Source organism: Pseudomonas rubra, from assembly GCF_028656935.1.
GTDB lineage: Bacteria > Pseudomonadota > Gammaproteobacteria > Pseudomonadales > Pseudomonadaceae > Aquipseudomonas > Aquipseudomonas rubra.
Genome location: NZ_JAMDGZ010000034.1, coordinates 30,228 through 53,157, shown reverse-complemented (window position 1 = coordinate 53,157; position 22,930 = coordinate 30,228). Strand labels below are relative to the sequence as shown.

General features: G+C 61.4%; 7 protein-coding genes. 6 read left to right on the top strand and 1 reads right to left on the bottom strand.

The features are described from left to right. Positions 1-175 precede the first annotated feature (175 nt). Positions 176-265 (bottom strand): hypothetical protein, encoded by a 90-nt coding sequence (locus tag M5G17_RS16120; RefSeq protein WP_273893941.1) that lies wholly within the window; start codon positions 263-265, stop codon positions 176-178. A 637-nt stretch (positions 266-902) separates the two neighbouring features. Here M5G17_RS16120 and M5G17_RS16115 point away from each other — a divergent pair. The 6 genes from M5G17_RS16115 to M5G17_RS16090 all read left to right on the top strand — a co-directional run bounded on the left by M5G17_RS16115 (position 903) and on the right by M5G17_RS16090 (position 22,747). Beyond that, positions 903-1,658: a hypothetical protein gene (locus M5G17_RS16115; RefSeq protein WP_273893904.1), complete on the top strand. Its 756-nt coding sequence runs from the start codon at positions 903-905 to the stop codon at positions 1,656-1,658. A 57-nt stretch (positions 1,659-1,715) separates the two neighbouring features. Then, positions 1,716-2,426 carry a hypothetical protein gene (locus tag M5G17_RS16110; RefSeq protein WP_273893903.1) on the top strand — a complete coding sequence of 237 codons (711 nt, stop codon included), beginning with the start codon at positions 1,716-1,718 and terminating at the stop codon, positions 2,424-2,426. Positions 2,427-2,540: 114 nt separating this feature from the next. Then, entirely contained in the window at positions 2,541-3,005 is a 465-nt protein-coding gene (locus M5G17_RS16105; RefSeq protein WP_273893901.1) for a hypothetical protein, read from the top strand. Between the two features lie 95 nt (positions 3,006-3,100). Then, positions 3,101-3,493, top strand: a complete 393-nt coding sequence (locus tag M5G17_RS16100; protein WP_273893899.1) for a hypothetical protein — start codon at positions 3,101-3,103, stop codon at positions 3,491-3,493. Positions 3,494-3,553: 60 nt separating this feature from the next. Continuing rightward, positions 3,554-14,392, top strand: coding sequence for a hypothetical protein (locus M5G17_RS16095; protein WP_273893898.1), 10,839 nt, complete (start codon positions 3,554-3,556; stop codon positions 14,390-14,392). 9 nt (positions 14,393-14,401) lie between these two features. Further along, entirely contained in the window at positions 14,402-22,747 is an 8,346-nt protein-coding gene (locus tag M5G17_RS16090; protein WP_273893897.1) for a hypothetical protein, read from the top strand. Positions 22,748-22,930: the final 183 nt, after the last annotated feature.

Sequence of the window (22,930 nt, the reverse complement as noted above, 5' to 3'; positions counted from 1 at the left end):
CTGCTTACATCACGATTAATCCACGCCGTGATGGCCGGAAACAGGGCAGGGCGCGTCTGATAGCGAGTCCATTTGCATGGACCGATTGCGCTGACGTCGAGCTCGACATTCACGCCCTCGCCAAGAATGCATGGCAGCTTGCCCATGACGAGCGCGGTGTCGTTCGACACGTACCTCATCTGCCGCCATTGCATGACGGAGAAAATGCAATGACATCATCGGGATGCAGGTGCACGGTCGCATGGATATCGGGGCGACAGCGCATGATTTCGCGGTGCATCTGGTGCCGGCTGGATTGATCCATGGGGGTGGGAGTGCTGGAGTACCGCCAGAAATAATTTTTGGAAAAATGAGGCGAAAAATCCTGGCAGGATCTATTCGCCTGCCAACTTAGCTGAGATGGCTGCTGGGAGGGCACCCAACTCGAATGGAGAGTCAGCCTGAGTTCAAGTATGGCGTTTGGTGGTTCTCAGTGTGCCCCCACGTTCACCCTGCGGGATGATGCGTAATCAGGGTCTGACTCGACGCGGCTACTGGCTGAGTGGGGTACACAACTCAGTTGGTGATCCCTCCCTTCATCACAAGATCGCAGTACTCGGTCATAAAGTTTTCCTGAACGCATGCTCATGAAGTCATTTTCCGCGATGAAGGACGGCGTTTGCCAATCGGCTGCTGTGGCAGGAGCCATCAAGCCCTTCTGGGCACTGTCAGCGAGGGATAAGTCGTCTACACGAATACTAAAAGGAAAAAGGCATAGTGCCATGAAAAATCCAGAGCAATTTGGCGGGTAGTAGCTACAGTTTGTAGGTCAACCCCCTAAACCTTCGAAGATAACGTTCGCGGCGGGCGTCGCCAGGAACGATAGGGACAGGAAGACGCGGCATTATTTCTGAGGACACACCATGCCCTATCAATGCACCTCTTTGATTGATGCGCAAATTGCTGGATATAGCGTGGCAGACTGCTTGGCGCTTGGGCAGTTCGATGCTGCTCTGGCCAAGGAAGCGTCTAGAAGTGCGTCGATGCTCCAGACCGAACTCGATTCAGAAGTCATCACGATCATAGCTGCTTTGGACCGTCGCCAAATTGCTGTGAGCAAGGCGTCGGAGGCTGTAGCCAAGGGCAACAAGAAGTTGGCTCTTGAGGCGATTGGCGTCACCGTCGACCTTACTGTCGAGACTTGCGTCCTCACACGTAATCCGGTCTGTATCGGCTCTGCGTATGGAGTGAAAATACTTTACGAAACTGCGGAATTCGGGATCCAGTTGTATGACGCAAGGACGCCGCAGGAAAAGGCTGAAGCGGTTGTTGCGTTTGGGAAAGGGCGCGTAGCGTTGTTCAAGGGGGTCATTGGCGCAGTTGCTCCAAAGACGCCGGCCCAGTCTGCAGCGCGTGCGATGAGTGCAGCAGTAAGAGCTGCCCGAACCCTGTCTAGCACTGCCTCCACTGTGGCACAAGCCAAATCCGATCTTGAAGCCGCGGTCGGCGAGTTGGAGAAAATGAAGACACTCTTTGACCCGGTGTTAGTCAATGCTGATTCCTATCGCAAATACCGAGCCTCGGCCTTTGAGGCGAGACGCTTTCTCCTCCAGTTATTGAATGCGGGTTTTGCGGGGCAGGGGTGCAGAGTAGATACGATCCCGTTACCCGTATCCTGAATCAAAGATCAAGGCTGAAGTTTGTGTGAGCGGATCTCTTTTCGATGGAGAGAACTGATGACTGATCTCAATGTTTTGATTCCGTTGCTGGTGGGCGCCTTTGTGGTTGCCGCTGTCCTGGAGTCGGCCCTCAGCACGTTGTTTCAATGGCGTCTGTACCTGGAGTTTTTCAATAAGCGCGCCGTAAAGACACTCATCATGATTGCAGTCGGCTATGCCGTCGTCAGACAGTTTGATTACGACATATTTAACAAAATCGTCTCAATGGCCGGCGGTCAAAGTAACGCTGGGTCGTTATCCAGGTTTCTCTCTGCTTGTGTCCTGGCAGGGGGAAGTTCGGCCATCTATCAGCTTCTCAAGACATTAGGATTACGACCGCCAGTTGAGGCTGTACAAGACAAGCCGAAACCTGCAAGTGGCAGTGCATGGGTTTCGATCAGGATCATTCGAAATCAGGCCGTGGGGGATGTGAGGATTCATCTTGAGGAAATAGCCGTTCCTCCACCTCATATGAGTCCGCCGATTACTGGTGTTATCGGCGGGACTCCTCATCTGTGGTCGCGTTTGAAGAATGTGTTTTTTGCTGACCCGATGCGTTTGCCGTCTTCCGGTGGTAGCACTCTGGAAACCAGCAAAATTTATCGCATTGTGGCGAGCGGGAGCATTAGACAGGCGAACCCTAATGACCCGTTGTTGCCGTTTGAACGTGAGATTTATGTAGGCCGCTTTGCTGAGCGCGCTATCGTAGATTTCGTTGTTGCAATTTGAACAATAGATCCTTGTCATCGTGGTCGCGCGCGATGTGCTGCCAAAGAACTTAGTCCGGTAATCGCTTGGTTGTATCAATCGACCTTCCTTTCGAGCTGCTAAGGAGAACGCAACATGCGCGTTCCGCCGGATCAAATCGCATTTCTGGCCATTGCCCAGTCTCCCAAAGACAAGCGTCGCAGGGTCGCGGTTTTTGTCGGTGTACGTGCCGCAGGTCCTGGCGAATCGCCGCCTTGGCGAGTGCGATTCGGTGTTGCAAAGCGGGTTGAGCAATCTTTCAGCACTGGCGTGGCGTCGCGTCGTTTTTCGAGCTGGAAACTTCGGCACCAAAGCGTCCATATCACTGATTATTATATTCATTTTTCAAATATTGAGCTCGAGAAAGTACCCTTGCAAAATAATTCCTGTCAGTGTTTTTTGCTCTTCAGTTGTTTGGGGAGGGCTGAACGAACTGCCGTTGCTCACGGATTGCAAGCTGAAGGCAATATTTTTCGCGCCTGCAGTTGCATTGTGCTATTGCTTAGTAACCTCATCCGCAGTGCCCTCGGTTGTCGCTCGTCGCTAGCGTTGCCGCAGTAGGGAAGGAGCCGAGAAACACCAGGTCCGGGTCGCGCCGATGTTCGCGTTGCGTTCTGGCTGGATTGCTACTGTGCGTGCTGGAGGCTCGGCGTGAAATGCCTGTCCCGGATGAAGCTCTACCTGAACTGACGTTCAATGACCAAGATGTCGAACGCATCCTTCGCGACCCTGATACCTACCCGCAAGCTGTCGAAGCGCTGACGCAAATTCGTGTGGGACGTGAAAAGCTGAATCTGAGCGCTGACGACCTGGACACCAGTTCGACCGAACTGGGTATCGATCGGGCAGAGCTGTGGATCCAGGTGCTCAGGCACAAGGGTTGCCTTTCCACCCTGGTGGTCGCGTTGCGGGCGCGGGGCATCCTGCTCGCAGATGCGATCCTGGTCGATGCGCCAACGCTGCCCAAGTCGACGATCCGCCGGCTGGGCGCGGGGGCCGGCGTTCCCGAAGGCCCCGACAAGCAAATGCCGGAAACCGTTTCAGCATGACCGATTGCGCCTAAACCTTTAGACGCGCCGCAGGAAGCCGAGGTAAGGGGAGGGAGTGCTGTGGAACGGATGATCATCGCGCAGTTCGACAACGAGCTGGTGTTGTACCTGGAGCGCGATCCGCAGCAAGGCGCGGGCTGGCAAAGGCTGTTGCTGGAGCAGGCGGGCGTGGTGCGGATCAGTGCGAAGATGCCGTCGGCGGTCAGCGTGCCCGAGTGGGCCTCGGAGCCCGCCGGCGATGGCACGCGGGCCCTTTCGGTTGCAGCCGTGAAGCGAGAAGTCGACTTGCGCGAGGCGCAGGCAAAGGCTGAGCTGGTCGATGCACTCCGAGCGCTGGAGTCGGTGCATGTCACGTGGGACAGCAGCAACGCATTCCTCGGCCTGACCACGGCAACGAGCGGCGAGATCAAGCTGCTGTTGGCCGACTGGCTGCTGGAAAAAAGCGAGCGCATTGCCGAGTTTTCGCTGCACTCCACCCTGGCCCTGGCGGTCAAACCGGCCCTGCCGAACGTTCAGGTCAGCAGCAGCTTCTGCTGCGCGCTGCACCTTAACCGTCCAGCGCTATTGCGCGTGGACCTGGACGACCTGAACTTTTCCTTCCCGGAGTTCGAGTTCCCCGACCTGAGCGCCACTACCACGCTGGTCTGGCCAGGTGATATCGGCTCGTCACGCTTGCTCGACCGGCTCGACGCGGTCTTCGCCAGCCACGTCAATGTGAGCCTGAAGGCAACGCCAGCCCAACCTCTGCTGGCTATCGATCTGTCGGGCGGCGTTTTGCGCTGGGCACTGGTGGCGTCTGCCGACCCCGTCAACTGGGTCGATATAGAGCCGCAGCTTGCCCAGTTCGAGATCAGTTTCAAGGCAGTCGTCGGTGAGGTTTCCATCAGTCGCCTCACGGTCGCCAATACCGGCAGCGGTCTGTGGTTGAAGCATCAGCCCCCCCAAGGCACGCTTGAGGTGCTGAAAGATCACGTCCATAACGGCCGGCTCGGGCCGCTGGAAGTCCAGGTCAGCGGTTTGTCAGTCAGCCTTGCCTGGCTCGCCCAGAATCAGGATCGCTGCCTGCTGGCCGACGTGACGTTCGAACGCTTGCAAATTCGCCTGGCCGACGACCCGCAAACGTTCATCACGCTCAAGGGGCAGGTGCAGTTCACCACCTCGGCTTCGCGCATCATTGCCCTGGAGCTGGTCGAGCCTTATCCGCTTGCGCTGCTCGATAACGCTGGCGCCGCCTTGCTGCGCGGCGCGAGAAGTGTTGTCGCTTTCCTCGCCAGCCTGGAAGGCCCCGAAGCCACTGCACCCCGCCTGACCCGGCTACTGGAAATCCTCGGTCGCTTTGCCGCTGCGCTGGCAAAAGCGGTGCTGTTTGTCGGCAAGGTGCTGGCCGATGCGCTAGCGATGCTCGGCCACGCTCTGGATGCCCTGGCCCAGGGCATCTGCGCGATCCTGACACAGCTGAAAAATCCCTTTGGCCTGGACGAACCCGACCTGCCGGCGCTGCAGTTCGAGGTGCGGGTCGGTCTGGCGCCGCTGCAGTTACGACAGATCCTGATCCTGCGCAAGACCCCGCTGTCCGGCGAGCGCAACTGTGTGGTCGCCGGGCTTGAGTTGAAACTGCATCAGGGCTGGCAGCCGGGTCTGTTGCTGGATTTTATCGACAACCCTGGCGCTTACCTGCTGCTCAGTCATCCGCAGCCAGCCAGGTCCACGCCGATTGCCGAGCTGGGCACCGACTTGTGGCTGGAGAACTCCGACGAGCACAGCGCCAGCCATATGCCGGACGCCGCCGAGAACGATGGCCAGCGCGCAAGCACGCGGATCATCGCCTTGAAGACCAGCGTCAGCGCCAGCAGCACCAGCCAGCGCCTGGACATCGTTCTGGTCGGTGTCGGACGCGGCCAGGCGGTATTCTTCAAACAGCTCAAAGGCAGCTTGCACACCATTACGCCGGTGCCGGCCGGGGTCGAGGTCAAAGGCCGTTTACAACTGGAACCACTGGATCTGGACGTGGATGTCGCGTTCGCCAAGGATCGTCTGTTGCCACTGCTGGGGATGGGTGAGCCTGGCATCGCGGCAGACCCGCCGCCGAAAGACGACTTCCTCAAAAAGCTCAAGGACAGTTTCGCTCAGGTGGTCTGGGTCGAGAATTTTTCCTCCAATTACAACTCCGCGAAGCGCGAGGTGAACGGCGAACTGACCCTAGGGGTCAAGGCGGCCGGGATTCAGAGCCAGGTCAAGCTCGCTCTGACTCTCGCCCTGGAAACCTTGCGGGTGAAACTGCAGGCTCCCACTGGAGTAGGCCTGAAGTCGCGTCGCATTTTTGAGCAGGCGCTTGGCCTGACCTGGGTCATCGAACAGCTCGACGACGACGCGCGCAAACGCAACGACGAAGTCGAGATGTTTACCTTGAGTTTCCTCGACGGTGAGTCCGGACTTGGCCTCAATCCGGACAAAGCACGCATGGAATTGCGTTTCAACGGATTGTCGGCGAACGACGACGGTATCGTGTTCAAGGTGTCGAATTTCTTTATCGGTCGGCGCGGCATCGACATCAGCGCGACCGTTGACGACCGCGCTGTGCGGATCAATGGCCTGGATGTGCCGTTCCGTTTCCACACGGGGCGCTTCAAGATGGCCGCGAGCAAACTGGTGGAGGCGACGATCTGCGGGCGCGGCACGCTGCCGCCGGCGCTGATCGGGGATGCCGAGTGCACGCTGGATCTGGCCTTCGGTCAGGATGCCAGCGGTATCGTGCTGCAGTCGGGCAAGGTGGCCATCGACAAGAAGGGCGAGGCCATCGTCTGCCACGCTACCCGTTTCACCCTGAACATCACCGACCTGGATATCGGTATTCAGTTGGACGGCGGTTATCACCTCTACTTGCTGGTCACCGGATCGTTGCGCTTCACGCCCAAGGCCGGCGAATTCGAGGGTGGCTTGCTGGGTTTTCTCAAGGACATTGAAATCAGCCTGGAGCGCACCCCGCTAACCGGCGATGCGCGGGTGCTGGCCCGACATATATCGTTCCAGAAGGCGCTGAACCCGAAGAAAAGTTTCTCGCTGTTCAACCTGTTCACCTTCGAACTGCGCGGTTTCGGCTTCCACCCGTCTTCGGATCGTTTCGATGGCGCACCTGCGATCAATCTCTCCGGGCAGATCAAGTTCGCTGAGATCGGTGACGTGATGCAGCCGAAAATCGACTTCCATGGTTTGTGGATCGCCCCCGCCAGGAAGGGCGAAGCACTACCGCGGATCAGTGCCGAAGGTCTGGGTCTGGACCTGCAACTGGCCGGTTCGGTGAAGGTGCGGGGAGCGGTGCTCGCAGTCGACCCGTCGACCCGAACGGTCGAAGGCAAACAGTTCGCTCCGGTCGGCTACAACACCTATGGTTTCCTTGGCGAAGGCGAGGTGGAGATCCCTGGCTGGGGCACCATGCAGGCGAGCCTCGGCTTCCTCGAAGTGGAGCGCAAAGATGTGCCCGGTACACGGCGCAAGGCGTTCTTCGTCTACTTGCAGAAAGACAAGTTGGCGGTGGAAGTGCCCACCGGCTTCTGGAACTTCTACATGCGCGAAGCCGGCATGGGTTTCGGCTTTCGCTACACACTGACCGGCATTCGCGCCGCCGACGAGGCGAAAACCCCGGCGCAATTGATCCGGGTACTCGACGACGTGTCCAAACGCCAGGGCGATCTGGCGCGCTTTGGCGCCTGGACTCCCGACCCCGAGGGTGATCGCTTTACCCTGGCGCTGCGCGCGGCGCTGCAGGCTTACCCAGCGAAGAAAACCTACATCGACAAGGAAGAAGAGGTCGCACAGAACCCGTTCTTCTTCGACATGATCGTCGCCTTGCGCTCCGACCTGACCCTGCTGGCTTCGCTGCGCGGCTGGCTCGGAGTGAACTACGCGGACTTTCGCGCCAACAAGGACAGCTTCCGCGAGCGGCCTGGCTTGCGTGGTTACCTGTACATCAGCGCACCGCGTTCGGAGTTGCTGGCGCGAATGGTCGGCGACTCCAAGGGTTTCATTGGCGAGCGCTTCGAGGGTCTGCGCACGGGCGAGGTGCTGCGTCGCGCGGTGGAGTCGGTCGATTGGTCGGCAACGCTGTACATCCGTCCGGGGCTGTTTCACTACGAGTTGGGCTGGCCTGACCAATTGGCGGTGCGCCTGGTCGACAGTCCGAACATGAAAGTTACCTTGCGCGGCGGGATGATTTTCCGCGCCGCCGACGATGGTCTGTTGTGGGGCTACAACATTGAAGCGGACGCCTGGCTGGCATTCGGCGGCAGCAGCGGTGGCTCGGTCGGTGTCGCCGTCGAAGCCACTTTGCAGGCGCGCTTCGTCGCCCGCCTGATCGCTTATTTGAGTTGGCGCTTCAGTGGCTCGATGGTCTACGGTCTGGTCATGCTCGATGCCTCTCTGACCTTCCGGGTTCGCGCCTGGATGGAGATCGATCTAGGGTTCAAGAGCTTCACCATCCGCATCGGTTTCTCTTATTCCGTGCAATTCAGCGCCGCCATCGAGATGGCGGTGACCACTTCCGGCGTGGGCGGTCGGGGCAATGCCCGACTGGCGATCTCGGTATTTGGCTGCACCTTGAGCGTGGGCGTTGGCTTCGCCTTCAATTCCGCCACCCTGGATGCGGCGCGGGCCCAGGTACAGCGCTTTCTGGCCATGTCGATCAGCGCCGATCAGCCAGACCTGCCGCCCGCCGTGGCGAGCAAGGACGGTGACCAGCGGATTGACGCCGGTGCGCAGTTGGAGACCCGCAAAGCACAGCCGCAGCAGGCGTTGCCGACACCCACAACGGCGCAGTCTGGCAGCGTGCCGAAACCTGACCTGATCTACCCGCCGGGGGCCGGGCGATCTATCGGCAAAACGAATTTCTGGCTGGTGTTGCATGAAGCGGCTGCCCCTGCCAGCCTTGCGCACACGGGCGTCACTTATGCCTATGGGTTGTTGGTACCGCGTGAGGTTCGCCAGGAAGCGGAGGGCGGCTTTTATGCCTCTCCGCCATGCCAGAACAACCCGTTGCCGGGATTCTCTTACCGGCTGGATTACAGCAACCTGGGGCAGTTGGTGGATACCGTTCGCCTGGGCACGCTGGGCGAATTGCTGGCGCTCAAGACTGAAGTTGAGTACGTGTTCAGCCGCTGGACCTCGAAAATCCCCGTCGACACCCCGCAAGTGGATTTCTGGCTCGACCAACTGTTCGACGAGTGTTTCCTGACCAGTACTGCCTGGCAGGCAGTCAAGGATGCTGAGCCCTGGCGCCTGTCGCTGAACCGTCAAGAACCGAAACGCGCACGGCAACATCAACGTCAGACACCGCAGGACACCCGCGACGAAGCCGCTCGCGCGGCGCAGCGCGATCACGCGCAACGCCAGCATGCCGCCGACGCTGTGCAGTATCCGGCCGATGATCGGGCCCATCAGGCGCGCTCCACCGCCATGAGCATGTTCCTCGAACAATTCGTCGCTTTCGCCAGCGGCGCCGGGCGAACGAATCCCGACGAGGCCCACGTGCTCGACCTGGGGATGATGTTCTATGGCCCGGTAGAGCAGCTGGAAAAACTCGCGCAATCGCTGACCGTGTACAAGCACGACCAGACCGACGACGTACCGGGTAGCGTCGAAGTGTTCAATCCGGCGCAGGGCTGGTTCCAGCGTCAGGACCCGATCTTCGACCGCTCGAAGCTGGAACTTGGCGCCAATGGCCTGTGCATGAACTGGGACCTGTCGTTGCCCTGGTTGCGGAATATCCATGAGGATCCCGATCAGTTCCTGCATCACTACGAAATCCGCCGAACCATTGAAGGCCGCGAGTATCAACCCCGGATGATGCAGATCAAGCCCGCCGCGACCCTTGGCGAGTCGCAGGAAGGTAAAGGCCTGAGCCGGGTCGCGCTATATCCCACCGACTGGCAGTATATCGACGACTTTGCCGACCTGCCTGCCGACTGGCGCCGGGCGTTGTTGCCCTCGACCAATGAGTCCGACGCACTGTTGGCCGCGCGAGCCTGGACGCAGCTCACGCTGCCCAGCGATGTGACATTCACCTACTCGGTCACCCCGGTGGACATTGCCGGCACCCGTGGCCTGAGCAAGAGCTTCCTCTATACCTTTGAAATGCCGCGTGCACCGGTGCGCTCGGCCGAGGCCGAGATCCGCGTGGTGCAGACGCTTTACAGCGACCAGCGAGCGAGCCCGGCGGACAGCGGTCTGTGCTGGCAAACCCGGCACAATCGACCGAACGACCTTGCGTTGTACATCGCGGTGCACGACCCGGCCTGGAAGCACAAGGACGGTCTCAAGGCGAAGCGTTCCTACACCCTGATAGTCGAACAGGAGCAGATTCTGCCCGCAGGCTCTTATGCCGCCGGTGGCGCTACCGACAAGGTTCGCGGCCTGGGCAGCGCCGGCGCACAAGCCGTACCGGTGCAGTTGCATTTCGAGATTCAGTCCAATGATCTGTCCCAACTGTCGTTCGAGGCGCATCCTTTAGAGCGCGAGAAAGCGTTGCGTGCACGCGTGCAGGCTCTGGAGCCAGATCAGGACACACTGCGGCGCTTTGATCGCTGGGGGGCTTTGAGTGGCGAACCTGGATGGGACAAAGCGCTGTTGAGCAGCGCGCAACTGTCGCGCTTGCTGGATGCACTCTGGATAAGCGCGGATGGACAGCGGGTCGCCACCCGGTTCTGGCTGCGCACCAACATCACGCTTCCCGACGACGGCCAGCAAGGAGACAACCCACCGTTGACTTCACACCTGGTGCCGGTCGCGTGTGAACTGACCATGGACCACCGTCAGCGGATCAATGATAAAGAGTCGCAAGACGTAGAGCTGAACAGCACCCGTCCGGAAGTTTTCGAGTGGCCTGTTCATCTGCGTTTGCCGCCGCTGCCACAGCGGCAGGTGAGGGTGCGCAGCGGATTCCTGCATCTGCGCATGCCGGTGCCGGGTGCCAGACTGGAGCAATGGGCGGGCAACAATGAACAGTGCATCGAAGTGCAGCGTGACAGCGCCCGTCGCAGCGCGGTGCATCTGGAATTCGATGTGGTGCCGAACTGGGATTCGAAGACTGTCGAGCCGCTGCACCTGACCAGCGTTGCCGGATTTGATCTGCATGAACTGGACCTTGACGACCTGGCACCGCTGGACACCCGGGCGACGGCCCTTGAGAACAGCCCGGATACGTGGAAGCGAGCGCGTCGCGTCGCGCATATCGAACTGCTGGCGCCGGAGGAGGCCAGCCTGGTACCGTCGAACAATGCCGACTGGCTGGGCTGGCAGGCCCATTACCCAAGCGAATCCTGGCGAGCGAAGCCCTGCGCTCAGAACCAGGTTTCAGCGCCGCGGCGTGCCTGGTATTCGGCACGCGAGACGACGCCTTGCTTCCCCGAGCGTTTGCCGCGCCAGCGCCTTCTGTTGCAGGCGCCAGAGTCGGCGATTATTGAACTGCTGCGCAATGGCGTACCCGATTCGATCATGGCGAAGTTTGCCATCACCGTCGGTTCGCCGGCCGCGCGCACCCTCGATGGCAAGCTGTCGACGCTGGAAATCAAACAGTGTGTGCCCATCGTTGAAAATGCCGGCGTTGCTCCGCAGCAGCATTTCTTCGTCTTTGACCAGTATCAGTGTTTGCGCAAAGAGCAGGGAGACAAGTTCAGCGCCAGCGTCTTGCGCTACCTGTTGCTGAGTTTGTGCCTGGAGGGGCTGGACAGTCAAACCGACGTGCTGGCGTTGTGGAGACGTGATCCGGGAGCGCTCGATGGCCTGAACCTTGAGCTTTCGGCTTACATCGACGGGACGGACGGCCTCCGTCTGACGCAGTTGGCCAGTGTGCAAGTGGCGCTGGATTTCAGATCGCCGTTGCACCCGCTGCTCGAGGAAACACTGGCCGAGCTGGCCCTGCGCGATCGGCAGCCGGGCAATCAGACGGGCAAGTTCGTACCTCAGGTCTATCGCGCCTACAACGTCATGCTGCAGCCGGCACCGCAGGTCGATGCCCGTGAGCTCAACGGCTATCTGGCGGCCAGCCCGGCCTCTAGCGACCCGTACGGCTGGGGCGTCCTGCAAGGACTGGGGCTGGCAGCGACACTGCGCCTGTATGACCTTGGCAAGGGCCGCTTCCTGCGGCCATCGGAACTCGCGGCGCGGGTTGACGCTGTGTTCAGCGGCGTACTCGCACGCTGGCAGCGGCGGCTCGGCAACTCGTGCCAGGCGTTCGCCGAAGTGCTGCTCAAACCCGGTGGCAATCGAGTGGTCCGGCCGTTCGACGCGACTAGCACGGCGACCACCGGCAGCAAAGCTTTCCAGGTGGACGACGACGGCCTGGCGATGATTCAGCTGTCGTTGCGTCCGACACCAGAGATGGTCTGGAAGTATCGGCGACTGACGTTCGATAACGTCGAGGCTTGCCTCAAAGCGCTTGAGGGCGAAGCGGGCAACGATTGGACCGTGGAGCGCATCTCCTTGTGCCTGAAACGAGTGAGCAACGATAACGTCCGCGAGGTAATCGATCTGGTCGATCCGGCGACGGGCTATGGCGTCACGCTTGGCAAACAGGACGAACAGGTCAAGCTGCAGCTCGCCCAGGCCAGACTGGTCAAGCATCGGCTTTGGGAGCGTTATCCGGACGGGCGGAATGATTTCGCCGGGATAGAGATGTGGTACGAGTTGCAGGTGACGATTTCTCCCGCGGATGGCAAGCCGGCGCAGAAGACTGTCAATGTAAAAATCCCGACGACGGCGGTCAGGCGTGGCAGGCCACTGCGCGACCCAGGCGCCTTCTCGGCTGGCATTGAGGTCTTCGAGCTGTTCGCGGTGCACAAGGCCGAGGCCTGGGCGCGGCAAATGAAAAAAAATAGCCGTTTCACCACCTTGCTCGCGCACCTGCACGCCGTCACACCGGACTTTGCCGATCCAGAACCCGACGCCTATACCTCACTCATGGAGCAATACGCACCATGGTCGCAGCGCTTGCTCGATTACGCCGCCGCGCCCGAGCCGCACCTGACCGGGCCAGCCGTGGTGAACCTGGCGCTTGCGGCGCCGAGCAAGACCAACCCGTTGCGGCTGGCCGCGGATGCTGCTGGCTGCGTGCGCCTGTACATTCCCAGCGATGACCGCTGGGGACACGCCCGCGCCTATGCGTTGCGACCGGTGTCGCGTTATGCGCACCTGATGGCCAGCGTCAAGGTGCTGCCACCGGATGAGCGCGAGCGGCTGGTTACGGCCGATATGCTGCAACAGCCGATCGGCCACGCCATCGCGGTGGTGCCACGCACCGAACGCATCGAGCCACCGGTGATTCTCGGCAGTTCGATCCAGCACGAAACCTGGGAGCTCATGTTGGCGCGCCACGGCGAAGAGTCACTGGCCGCATCCAACCGCTCGTTGTTCGCCCGGCTGGGCAAACCTGACGTGCTGCTCACGCAGTTGCGCGCCTACCGAAGTCCTGGCTGGCCGGAAAAACTCACTCAACGCCACAACTTCGCCGTGCCCAACCTGTACCCGCAGCGCAAGGCCGTGCATCCGCAGCAACAACCGGCCTGGGAGCGCTCGCGCGACGACCAGCCACCGGCACCGGGCGAACTGCGCCGTTTGACCCCGGCGCGCCTGGCCGAGATGGCCGAGAGTCAATCGGGGCTGTGGAAGGGCGCCGATGTGGTGAATTTCCCAGCTGTGGCGCCGCATTACAAAGTGCTGGCGGTTGCCGCGGCGCGCGCCGGAATTGTGGTGTCCGAACTGGTCTCGGTGCTTCAGGACGATCTGCCGCGGCGCGCCTTACGGACGCTGGACAACGCTAAAAAGTTAGCGCCGATACTTAGCCTGAAGGTCGGAAAGAACAACGAAACACTGTATCTGCTCAGCCATCGGCTGTTGTCGCACCACGACCTGACGCCGCAGGCTGCCCGCGAATGGGATAGCGAGGATCCGCGGGATGTGCGCTGGTGGCCCGATCCGGATATCAGCTATCAGTTGCTTTACCACGCCCCCAGCGGCGCAACGCTGCTCAGCGAAGAACTGTCGAACACCGGTTTGGTCGCCGAAGACCCGGCAACCGCTGCCGTAGCGGTTCGCTGCCGTGGCACACGCTGGACGTCGATTGGCGAGCCGGATCTGGTCCTGAGCAGCCCCGACCAGGGCACCTTCAGCCTGACGGTAACCTATGCGCCGATCTTGACTGACCTCATGAGCATGCAATGGCTCCCGGCTTATTCCAGCAACCTGCTATTCGAACGCGCCATTTCTCGCATTGGCAGGGTGCTGGCGGCGCATGAACGAAGCTTCGGCCTGGAGCAGAGGGCATTGGAAAGTGAATCTGACTATGAAGCGCGGATCCTAGGCTTCCCCAGCCAGTTCGGGCAGCAGGCGGTGTGGTTCAAATTCCACGGGAAATTCGATACCAGCGAGCTGCTCGGCGATTGCCTCATGGTGGGGGAACGGGTTGAGCAATGGCTGAAAGACAACGGCACCGGCGCTGATCTGGCTGCACGTTTCACCCAGGCTATCCGCACCGGCAACCTGATCGACCTGACCGCCATCAAGCCGTTGCGTTACTGGCCGCGTTCCGCTTCCGGGCTGCCAGCCTGGGAGGCCGGACCGTTGCAACTGACGCCGGTGCCAACCCCGGCGGGCATGCCCGAGGTCCTGATTCTGTGGGATATCCCGATCGACAGTGAAATCGACGCTCTGCTCGCCAGCGGCCATGAACTGACCAAGGTCAACTCGCGCTTCTGGCAACTGCTGGTGCAACGCTTGCGCGGCAATGCTGGTCGCCTGGAGCTGCGGGCAGTCGACGCACGGGCGACATGGCCGGGCGAGACGCAGACACAACACCCAGGGGTTACGTCCGTTGCGGTGCAATGGCCGAAGCTCGTCACGATGATCAGTTAAGGGTGCCTGATGATGGACAACACAACGCTTCGCCATGTCCTGCTTCGCGGGCCGCTGCTGACCTCGGGTCAACCACTCTGGGAGCTCAGGGCTGCAGCGCCGGATGCTTTTCTGGACAATCATGCACACCTGGCGCAAGACGACACCCATCCGTTGCGCGCGCTGCTGATCGATGCCGGCGGGACCGATGGGCAGGACGGTTTCCGTTACCCGCACCTGGTGTCACTGCACCTGATCGCCGGGCACGGCAGCGGCAAATACTGCACTCAGTTCGATAGCGAAAAGGGTCCACCGGACCTCAAGGCTTCAAGTCGCGTTCATCCTGTTGGCTTCGCACGGCTGCCGGCGAACGACTGGGAGAAAAGCTACATCAAGGCGTGCGAAGAAGGGCTAAGTGTGAGCGCCTTCGACGCAACCGGCGGGCTACTGACGCAAGTACTGCCGAGCAAACGTCGCTGGCAGTTCGTCAAGCCGAGCGACGGCGCGACACTGACCACTTCGGCCTATTTCATCACCGGGCCGGTCCCTGCCAGTCCCGAGAGCTCCCGCACACCTGCCGCGGCCGCTTTCCAGCATGTGCTCGCCGAGCCTTGCCTGAACCCCGGTGAGCCTTGGCCGGGCGAGGTGAGCAAAGCTATCAAGGTTCCATCATTCGCCTTGGTTGCCGGGCGCATCGACCTGGCAGTGGCCGATGGTGCCTTTCCCTGGTTAGGGGCGTTGCAACCCAACGCGGTGCCCGAGTCGACGCGGGGGAATATCTGTCGCTATCCATTGACGCTCACACCGGAAGGCATCGAACTGCAATGCGCGGTTGGTTTTCCCGGCGTGACCGGCACCCTGAACGGACCTTTTCTGTTGTCCACGGAAGACCGGCGCCTGGTGCTGACCCTGCAACCGCATCGCCTGTCTCCGGATCAACGGCAGCACTGGCTGTCAGCCTGGGCTTCGGTGTTGCCGGGCGGTAGCCAGGAAGAAGCGCTGCACGGTTTTCGGCTCAGCGGCGATGCCCAGGAGGTTCCGGCGTTTCGTTACAGTCTCTCGGTCGCCAGGCTTGCGGGCAGAGACGGTAACTGGCCGGGCCTGGTGATCAGCAGCGAGACCCGCGATCTGCCGGTTGAGATTCCCGGCCGTCACCTGCGGCTGAACCTACTCAGCCCATCCAGTGACCAGCGGGTGGATGGGGTAGTCAACTGCGGCGGGGGCGACTACTTCATATTGGCGACTCCGGCTGCACTGAAAAACCAGGCCGAGCGCTATTTTGGCAGCGACGATCTGTATCGCTCGTTTGTCGCTGGGCTGAACGCGGACAGGACTCTGGTTCTGGCCTGGGCGTCGGCGCGCCCGCAATCTGTCGCCGAAGGGGCGGTTGCGCCGTACCTGAAGCTGGAGTCGCATCTGGACACTGCCCCGCCAGAGTTGAAGATTGATCTGGTGACCACCGCTGATAAACCCTATGCCGTGTCGCTGGACGAACACCGCCTGGCGGATGCGTTACGCCGCGCTTATGGGCTGTCGCCACTGGCCGCTGGCCAATTCGACAACACGCGTCTTCTATTGCCAGGCTTCCTCCCGATGAGCGACGGCTGGCTGCAATTGCCATTTCCCAATTTGCCGCCACTGAACCTGGAACTCGATAGCGAGTTGTTGAGCAATGTATCTCCCGCCCAGACCAATGCACTGGATGGTTTCCTGCGCTTCATGCCGGCTGACGATATGCCGCAAGTGCTTTCGGCGTTCGAACCGCGCCCGGCACCGGGGCTACTGATCAAACAAGCGCCCTGGTCGGTAACGCTGGAGGGGGCCGGTCGGTTGCGGGTAGCGTTGGCCCTGCGCGCAGAGACCGGTACTGCCGGTCGTACACCGCTGCGCGGCCACGCCGTGGTCGATCAACCGGACTTGTCCACCCGCGGCCTGTTGTGGCTGTCCAGCGACCGGCCTGATGCCTATGAAGCCATTGCGCGCCTGGGTGCCGGCCCTGGCGCGTTCATCGACATTGCGCTGGAACGGCGCGAGCAGGAACAGTCGGTTGTATCCATCGCGATCAACCAGCTCAGTCTGACCTCGAAGCTGCACGGACAGCGGGTGACTGTGACGCGTGACAGCCTGGCCTTGAGCATCGATTTCGATACCGCCAGCGTTGCTTGGGGCGCCGCCTCAAGATTGTCGACGATGCCCAAGGTCTATTACTGGTCACGCCATCCACAGATGCCGCTTGCCGCGCAGATGCCAATGACGCGGATGGTCAGTGCCGCGGTCCGGCCACTTGAAAGTCGCGATCTGCTGCCGCTCGAAATGCGGTATGACGGCAAGCCGGCCTACCGCGTCGCAGAGCTGTCCTGGTCGGGCGAGCAGGTGTTCGCTCAATTGCAGGGCAGTTGGCAATACAAGCTGCCCACGCGTTGGCCATTGCCGCCACAGCCACAGAAAGAACCGCTTGATCCGTTGCAAGCGCGAGGAATTGGCCTGATCGCCTTCGGAGTGCCCGGTGCGGAGCTGGCGCCGTGGGTAGAACGCTGGGAAGGGCAGCGCTGGCAAAGCTTGCGCGCGGCTTTGCGCTACGACCTGCCGGTGCTGGATGAAGCCTTTGCCATGGCCTCGTTGCCGCGTGCGACCGAAGCGCCGGGCACCGGTGCTCTCGTGCCAGAACCGCTGGATGCCCCGCCAACTGCAACAGCGCTCGACTGGAATGCCCTGGAGCAGTTCTGGCAGGAACAGGAAAGGCGCCTGCAACTGGCTCGGGTGGCGCACAGCTATATTGGCGGCTACAAAGCGCTGAACGATTTCGCCACGGTCGGCATCGACTCGCTGGTCGGCGGCCTGCGCTGGAACGCACCCACCACTGGCTTTGGCCTGGACCCGAACAGCATGCTGCCTTACGGCTGGATGCAACTGGGTAATCAACAGCCGCTGGCGGGGAACGAGGCGCTGCTCGGGTTGGAAAAAACCTTCTCGGTGTCCTCGGGCCAACTCACGATCGACGGCGTTGCGTCGAGTGAGATCGCCGTGCAGGTATTGGGCAACAGCCCGAGTTCATTCCTGCGCAATGGCTTTCTTACGGATGCCCGCGGGGTTGGCGCCCGGCCGCTGGATCTGAGTCACGGCTGGTGGCGGGCGCTGTCGGGCTTGGGCCCGGCAGATGCGCAGACTGTCGGGCGTTTTTCCAGCCAACACATGCTTGAGGTAAAGGAGCACGACGGCGACGCGCACAATCTTCTGCGTTTCTGGTTCAAAGATCTTCCACTGAACCGTGACGGACGCTTCAAGGGCCGCTCGGATGTCGATACGTTCGCATGGCAGGACGGCCAACTGCAGCAGGGAGGTTTCGAGTGGCGCTTGCTACCTGCAAGCGCGACGAGTCCCGGTTTTGCCTCGGGGTCGGAACGGATTGCTCTGGGCGATATGTTCATCGAACCGTTGCGGCTGGCCGCGTTGCAGGCGCATTTCAAGGCCGGCGCACCCAGCGATCCGGTGCCACAAAGCCTGACCGTCGTGGCGCGTCTGCATATCGGCACCGAGCGCGAAGACGTAGACGACGGTGGTAATCTGCTCAACCTCGATTTCACCGCCTCGCCAGCGGGGCACTTGTTACTCAAGACAGTGGGGCTGCACGGCGACGCGCCACTGCGCTTTCCGATCATGGTCGGCAGCCGATTGGTCACGCTGCAGGCCAACGCGGTGGCGCTGGTCAACGGGCAATTGGCTTTGGTGGCGCCATGCCTGGTGTTTGACTTCGCCGGGCAGCCGGTGCAGTTGCCGGGTGCGAAGCAGAGCGCAGGGCCGACCTTCACCTGGAGTGACGGCAATGCGCAGTCAGGCAAACTGGTGATCACGGCGGCGAAGCTGATGGTCAATCAGTCTGGCTCAGGCCAGGGCAGCAGGTCCCGTCTCAACGTCGAACATGAACTGGCGATTGCCCCTGGCCCGGCAGATAAGGGAGTGACGGTGCTGCGGGTCAAGGCAAGTGGCGAGCTAGAGAGCGATCAGCATGACGCAACGCTGTTTCTGCTCGATAGCGAGGTGGCCGTGCAGGTCGCTCTGGCACGCGGCGCGTTATCCCTTACCAGCATGCGGGGAAGCCGGTTCAGCACGGCCCTGGTCAAAGGTTTTCCTGAAACCGGGAGCATCAACTTTGGTCTGATTGCCTGTATCGCGGCGTTTAGCGATAGCAATGCGCCTTTGCAGTCGGTGCACTTTTGCGGCGTGTTCAGCGCGAGCGACAAGCTGCGCAAAAAGTCTCGCTGCAGTTTGTCGCTCGACCGCGTACTGATCGAGGGCGGCGGGACACCGGACGATTGGTACGGCGAGTTGACCCTGCACGGAAAACTCGCCGGTCAGAGCATTATCGGCTGGCCACAGGTGAGCCCGTTGACGGCCTCCGACGAACAGGTTCCGTTCCCCGAAAATGCGTCCAACGGCCGCCGCAAGCTACGCATCGAGAATGGTCCAGGCCACACGCATGAGGTCGAGTGGCTGCTGGATGGGCATCGAATGTCGATGTATACGGCCGGTTGCATCAACCGTGCGGATTCCCGACAAGGGATCTGGACCGCGACCGTGATGTCTCGGCATTCGCTGACCAGGGACGGGGAGGTACCGTTGCGTTTCACCGCCGTCGACAGCATCGCTCTGGGTGCGATGGCAGCGCTGATCCCGCCGTGGCCAAATGGTGCTGACGCGGAAAAACTGGAGCGCAACGCACGCAGTACTTTTGCCGCCCGCTACCGGCACGGCGACCTCGGTATCACCTGGCCGGGACGCGGCGGTCTTGGCTCGGTGCTGCACGGCGCGCAGGGTGCGGCATTTCGCCAGGCGATCTACAGCAAAGGCGAGCAGCCGGGCAATGTCGTCGTGATTGGAGGCTTTGTCGGCCTGATCGAGCAGGCCGGCAGTGATGTCGCGCCATTGCTGCGCCTGCCGGCACTGATGGGGCTGTCGGCGAGCTACCTTGGCAATGGCAGCGAAAAACCGCTGCTGATGCAGAGCGAGGTTAACAAGCACATCGATATCGACGTGGCCTGGCCCGACAGCCTGGCCGCCTTGCCGATATCGCCTACATTCAGCTGCGCCGCTTCACCGGCAACCGCCAACGAACGCGATCTGGAAGTTGCCGTAAGCATTGGTGCCCGGCCACTGCAAGGCGATTCCGGCGCGCGCAGCCGGTTGGCGGGGGCGCTGTTGGTCGAGCAAAGCTTTGCCACCGATTTCAAGGCGCAGTCTCTGGAGCAGACGCCGTACTTCTTTGCTTCGGCGGCGGCGTTGAGCCGGGTTTTAAATGACCACAAAGCAACGGCTGCTGCGCCAAGGGTGCTGTCGGTGGTCTCGCAGGTACATTGCGACAGCAAAGAACAAAACCCGCAGCGGCGTGCCGCGGCGTTGCTGACCAGCGGCAACTGGGATCAGTTGATTGACAGCGCGCCGGCGGCCAAAGATCGTGGCGAACTGCTGGTGGCCGGGGACAGGGTGCTGGTCCAGCCGTGGCCAGGGCTGGACTTCTCGGACCAGGCTGACGATGGCTTCGATGCCCAGGTGGCAATGAAAGCCCATACCCTGCTATCACGGCCCAGGGCGGCATTGCTGCGCGACCGTCATGGCGAGTTCCGCACGGTGTCTTTGCCGCAGCCCACCTTGCAACCGCGGGCGCGCGTAGCGCTCGAACAGCAGTTCGCCGATGCCGGTCGTGGCTACCTGCTGCCAGTGCATACAGGGGAGGAGATGGCCGGCGTAGAGGAGGGCTTCAGTGCCGCGCTGCGTGACGACAAAACGGGCGGTAGTGGCATCGCCGCTCTGTCGCGGCGGGTCAATCTGCCGGCCCTTGCCACTTCCCTTGGCAGCCGGTTTTGTGCCGAGAACGCTGTGTGGCTGGCACAACAGCGTACCCCCTTGTATCTACCGATACAGTCGCGCTTTACCTGTGAGCCGATTCCTTGGCTGGTGCCGGCTGCGCCACGCTCGAGGGTGCCGGTTGTACGCGTGCTCGACGAGCATCTCAAGCGCCTTGGCACGCCGGAGCGGGTGGACATCTGGCAGCCGCTGCTCGCGAGCCAGGCCATGCTCGCCGCTGTTTCCGAGCGCCCGGGAATCCTGCTGGCGCGCCATCTGCGCCTGGAGGTGGGCGCCGAGCAGGGCGTAAACGCCGTCGAAGCGTTCGACGCGTTGTTCCCACGCTTTGGTGCGCCGGCGCAAGCCAGTGCCGCGCTGGCGCGGGTGGAGCGCACACCACGCCCCGGACCATTCGCAGAGAATAAAGGCAATCAGACCTTTGATCGGCGGCCCTGTGCCTCGCCGCTGTTGCCAACCCTGAATCATCGGGCCTGGGTCGGCCCGGCGGACAGCCTCGGCGGCCGATCGAGGCGCGCGAACGGCGCGGTCTTCGACTGGACGGTGACGTTGGTTGCTGCACCAGAAACCTCGGGCACCATCACCTCTTCATGGGATGGCAGTCTGCGCCTTATTGCCGAGATCGACGAAAAACCGAGTGACAATACCGCCGGGCCGGGCTCATGGGCCGATGAACTGTTACAGCTGCTTTTCGGCGCACCGGCGCTGCCGGCCAAACCACCGTATCGCCTGCAAGCCTCGGCCAGCCTGGAAATCAATGGTCACTCGCTACCCTTCCGTAGTCTGCATGTACTACCACTGCAGGGGCAGCGGCATCTGCCAAATGGCGTACAGCGCGGGTATGCCAGCATCGTCCTGGATATGCGCGAAGCCGACCCGGCCAATACCGTACCGGGCCCGGCGCTGGCGACCATCGCTGAGCTGCTGGTGATCGCTGATGCAACCCCCAGCGCACAGCTGAAGTTGACGGTGCACCCGGCCGCGGTGGTACGGGACGACAAACAAACGTTAGGCCCGTTTGTCTTGGCTGCTGACGACCAAGCATTGCCGGGAGGTGATTCGAACGCACCGGTCATGCTGCGTTTCTCACTCTGGCCGCTGCTGCGCGAACGCGGCGCGTTGGCTCTGGAGCCCACCTCGTTGCTGTTCATCGACCCGGCCTACGATGCCGGGCTCAGTGCACCGCCGCACCAGGTGACACAGCGTGGCGAGCAGCATATCAAGGTGTTTGCGGCAGATCGTCAGCGGGTCAATCGACAGGGCTCAGTGACCTTGATGGCTTATACCCAACCGCTGATTTCAGGCAACATCGACAAACTCCCATTGGCGCTGAGGTTGCTGCGGCGCAGCGGTGAAATGCGCGACCTGACGCTGGCGAGTGCAGCCAATACGTTGCCGGCCAGTCTGGTGCTGGAACAGATTCACGAGCTGTCACTCGGGCGCCTGCTGACGTCGGACGGCAAGCCAGCAGACATGGCCGCGGGCGACCTGCTTGAACTCGCCGTAACGTTCCCTGACAACGCTACTTTGCAACTGACCCTGATGCTTACCGACGAGCCGGTGGCGGAACCGCCACCGGGGCTTTATGCCGCGCTCTCACGCACCGTGCACGGCAACCGGGCCCAGCTCTCCTTGCCGCTGTACGCGCAGTCGCCGTTGCCATGGCGGGTCGATCTGATCGATGCTGCGGCAGGCTTCCGGGCCGGCTTGTTGCGGCGTAGCGCTCGGTTCATGTGGACCCTGGCGCGTCCGGCGGACGAAACTGCACAGCGTGGCGTGCATATCGTCAAAGCCGACCGTAATGGCCAGACCTACCTGCCGGGTGCCCAGTCCATCGACAGTGATTTCATCGCCCCACAGCGCATTGTTGAGCTACTGGCCAAAGCCGGCACGCTGGAACTGCTTGCGTTGGCGGGTGATACGGACGATGCACGGCGGACACGGATCAAGGGTTTCTGGACAGCGTTCAACCAGATGCTCAAAAATATGGGTGATGCCGACGAGAAAGCCCAGCGCATCAAGCGGCTGCTGCTGTACATCGGTGGCATGGAAAGCCACTTCGGGCTGTACCGTGACCAGTTCGGAGGGCCGGCGAAAGGACTGCTGCAGTTACAGTGCGGGACGCTCAAGGATATCGTCGCGCAGGCGGATGTGATGGATCGGGGCAATGTTGCCGGTCGAAAAGACCGGATCGAGAAACTGCACGCCACTCAAAAGGCCTTCGCCGATAGCAAGGCATTGCTCGCGGCTGCGGCCGGGTTGCCCGTTAGGGCAGGCTTTCCCGCAGATTCAGCGTTCATCGGTTTGGCGCGCGATAACGATGTGTTTGCCGCGACGGTACTACGCTTGCAGCTCATGCGCGATTCGACCGAGGTGCCAAACAGTCCTGAAACCTGTTATCAGTGGTGGCTGGCGAACTGGCACGGGCCCGTGAACGTGCCAGCTGATTCGCAGGCGAAGTTCTTGCAGGTTTCGGCAACGGCAGATAGCGACCTGAGGGTGTTGAAGTTAAGTTGAACCGGTAAAGGAGGTGTTGCAGTGCGTGTTGCTTGGGTTGATGCCTTGCTGGTGGTGGGGCGTGCAACTTTCAGACGAGCTTCCGTACAGGTGATTTCGTGGCTTTGCCCAATCTCTTTCTGCTGAATCGGCGAGCCATTGCATTGGCCGGCAGCTGGAAATCTTCAGATACGGCGTGCTTTG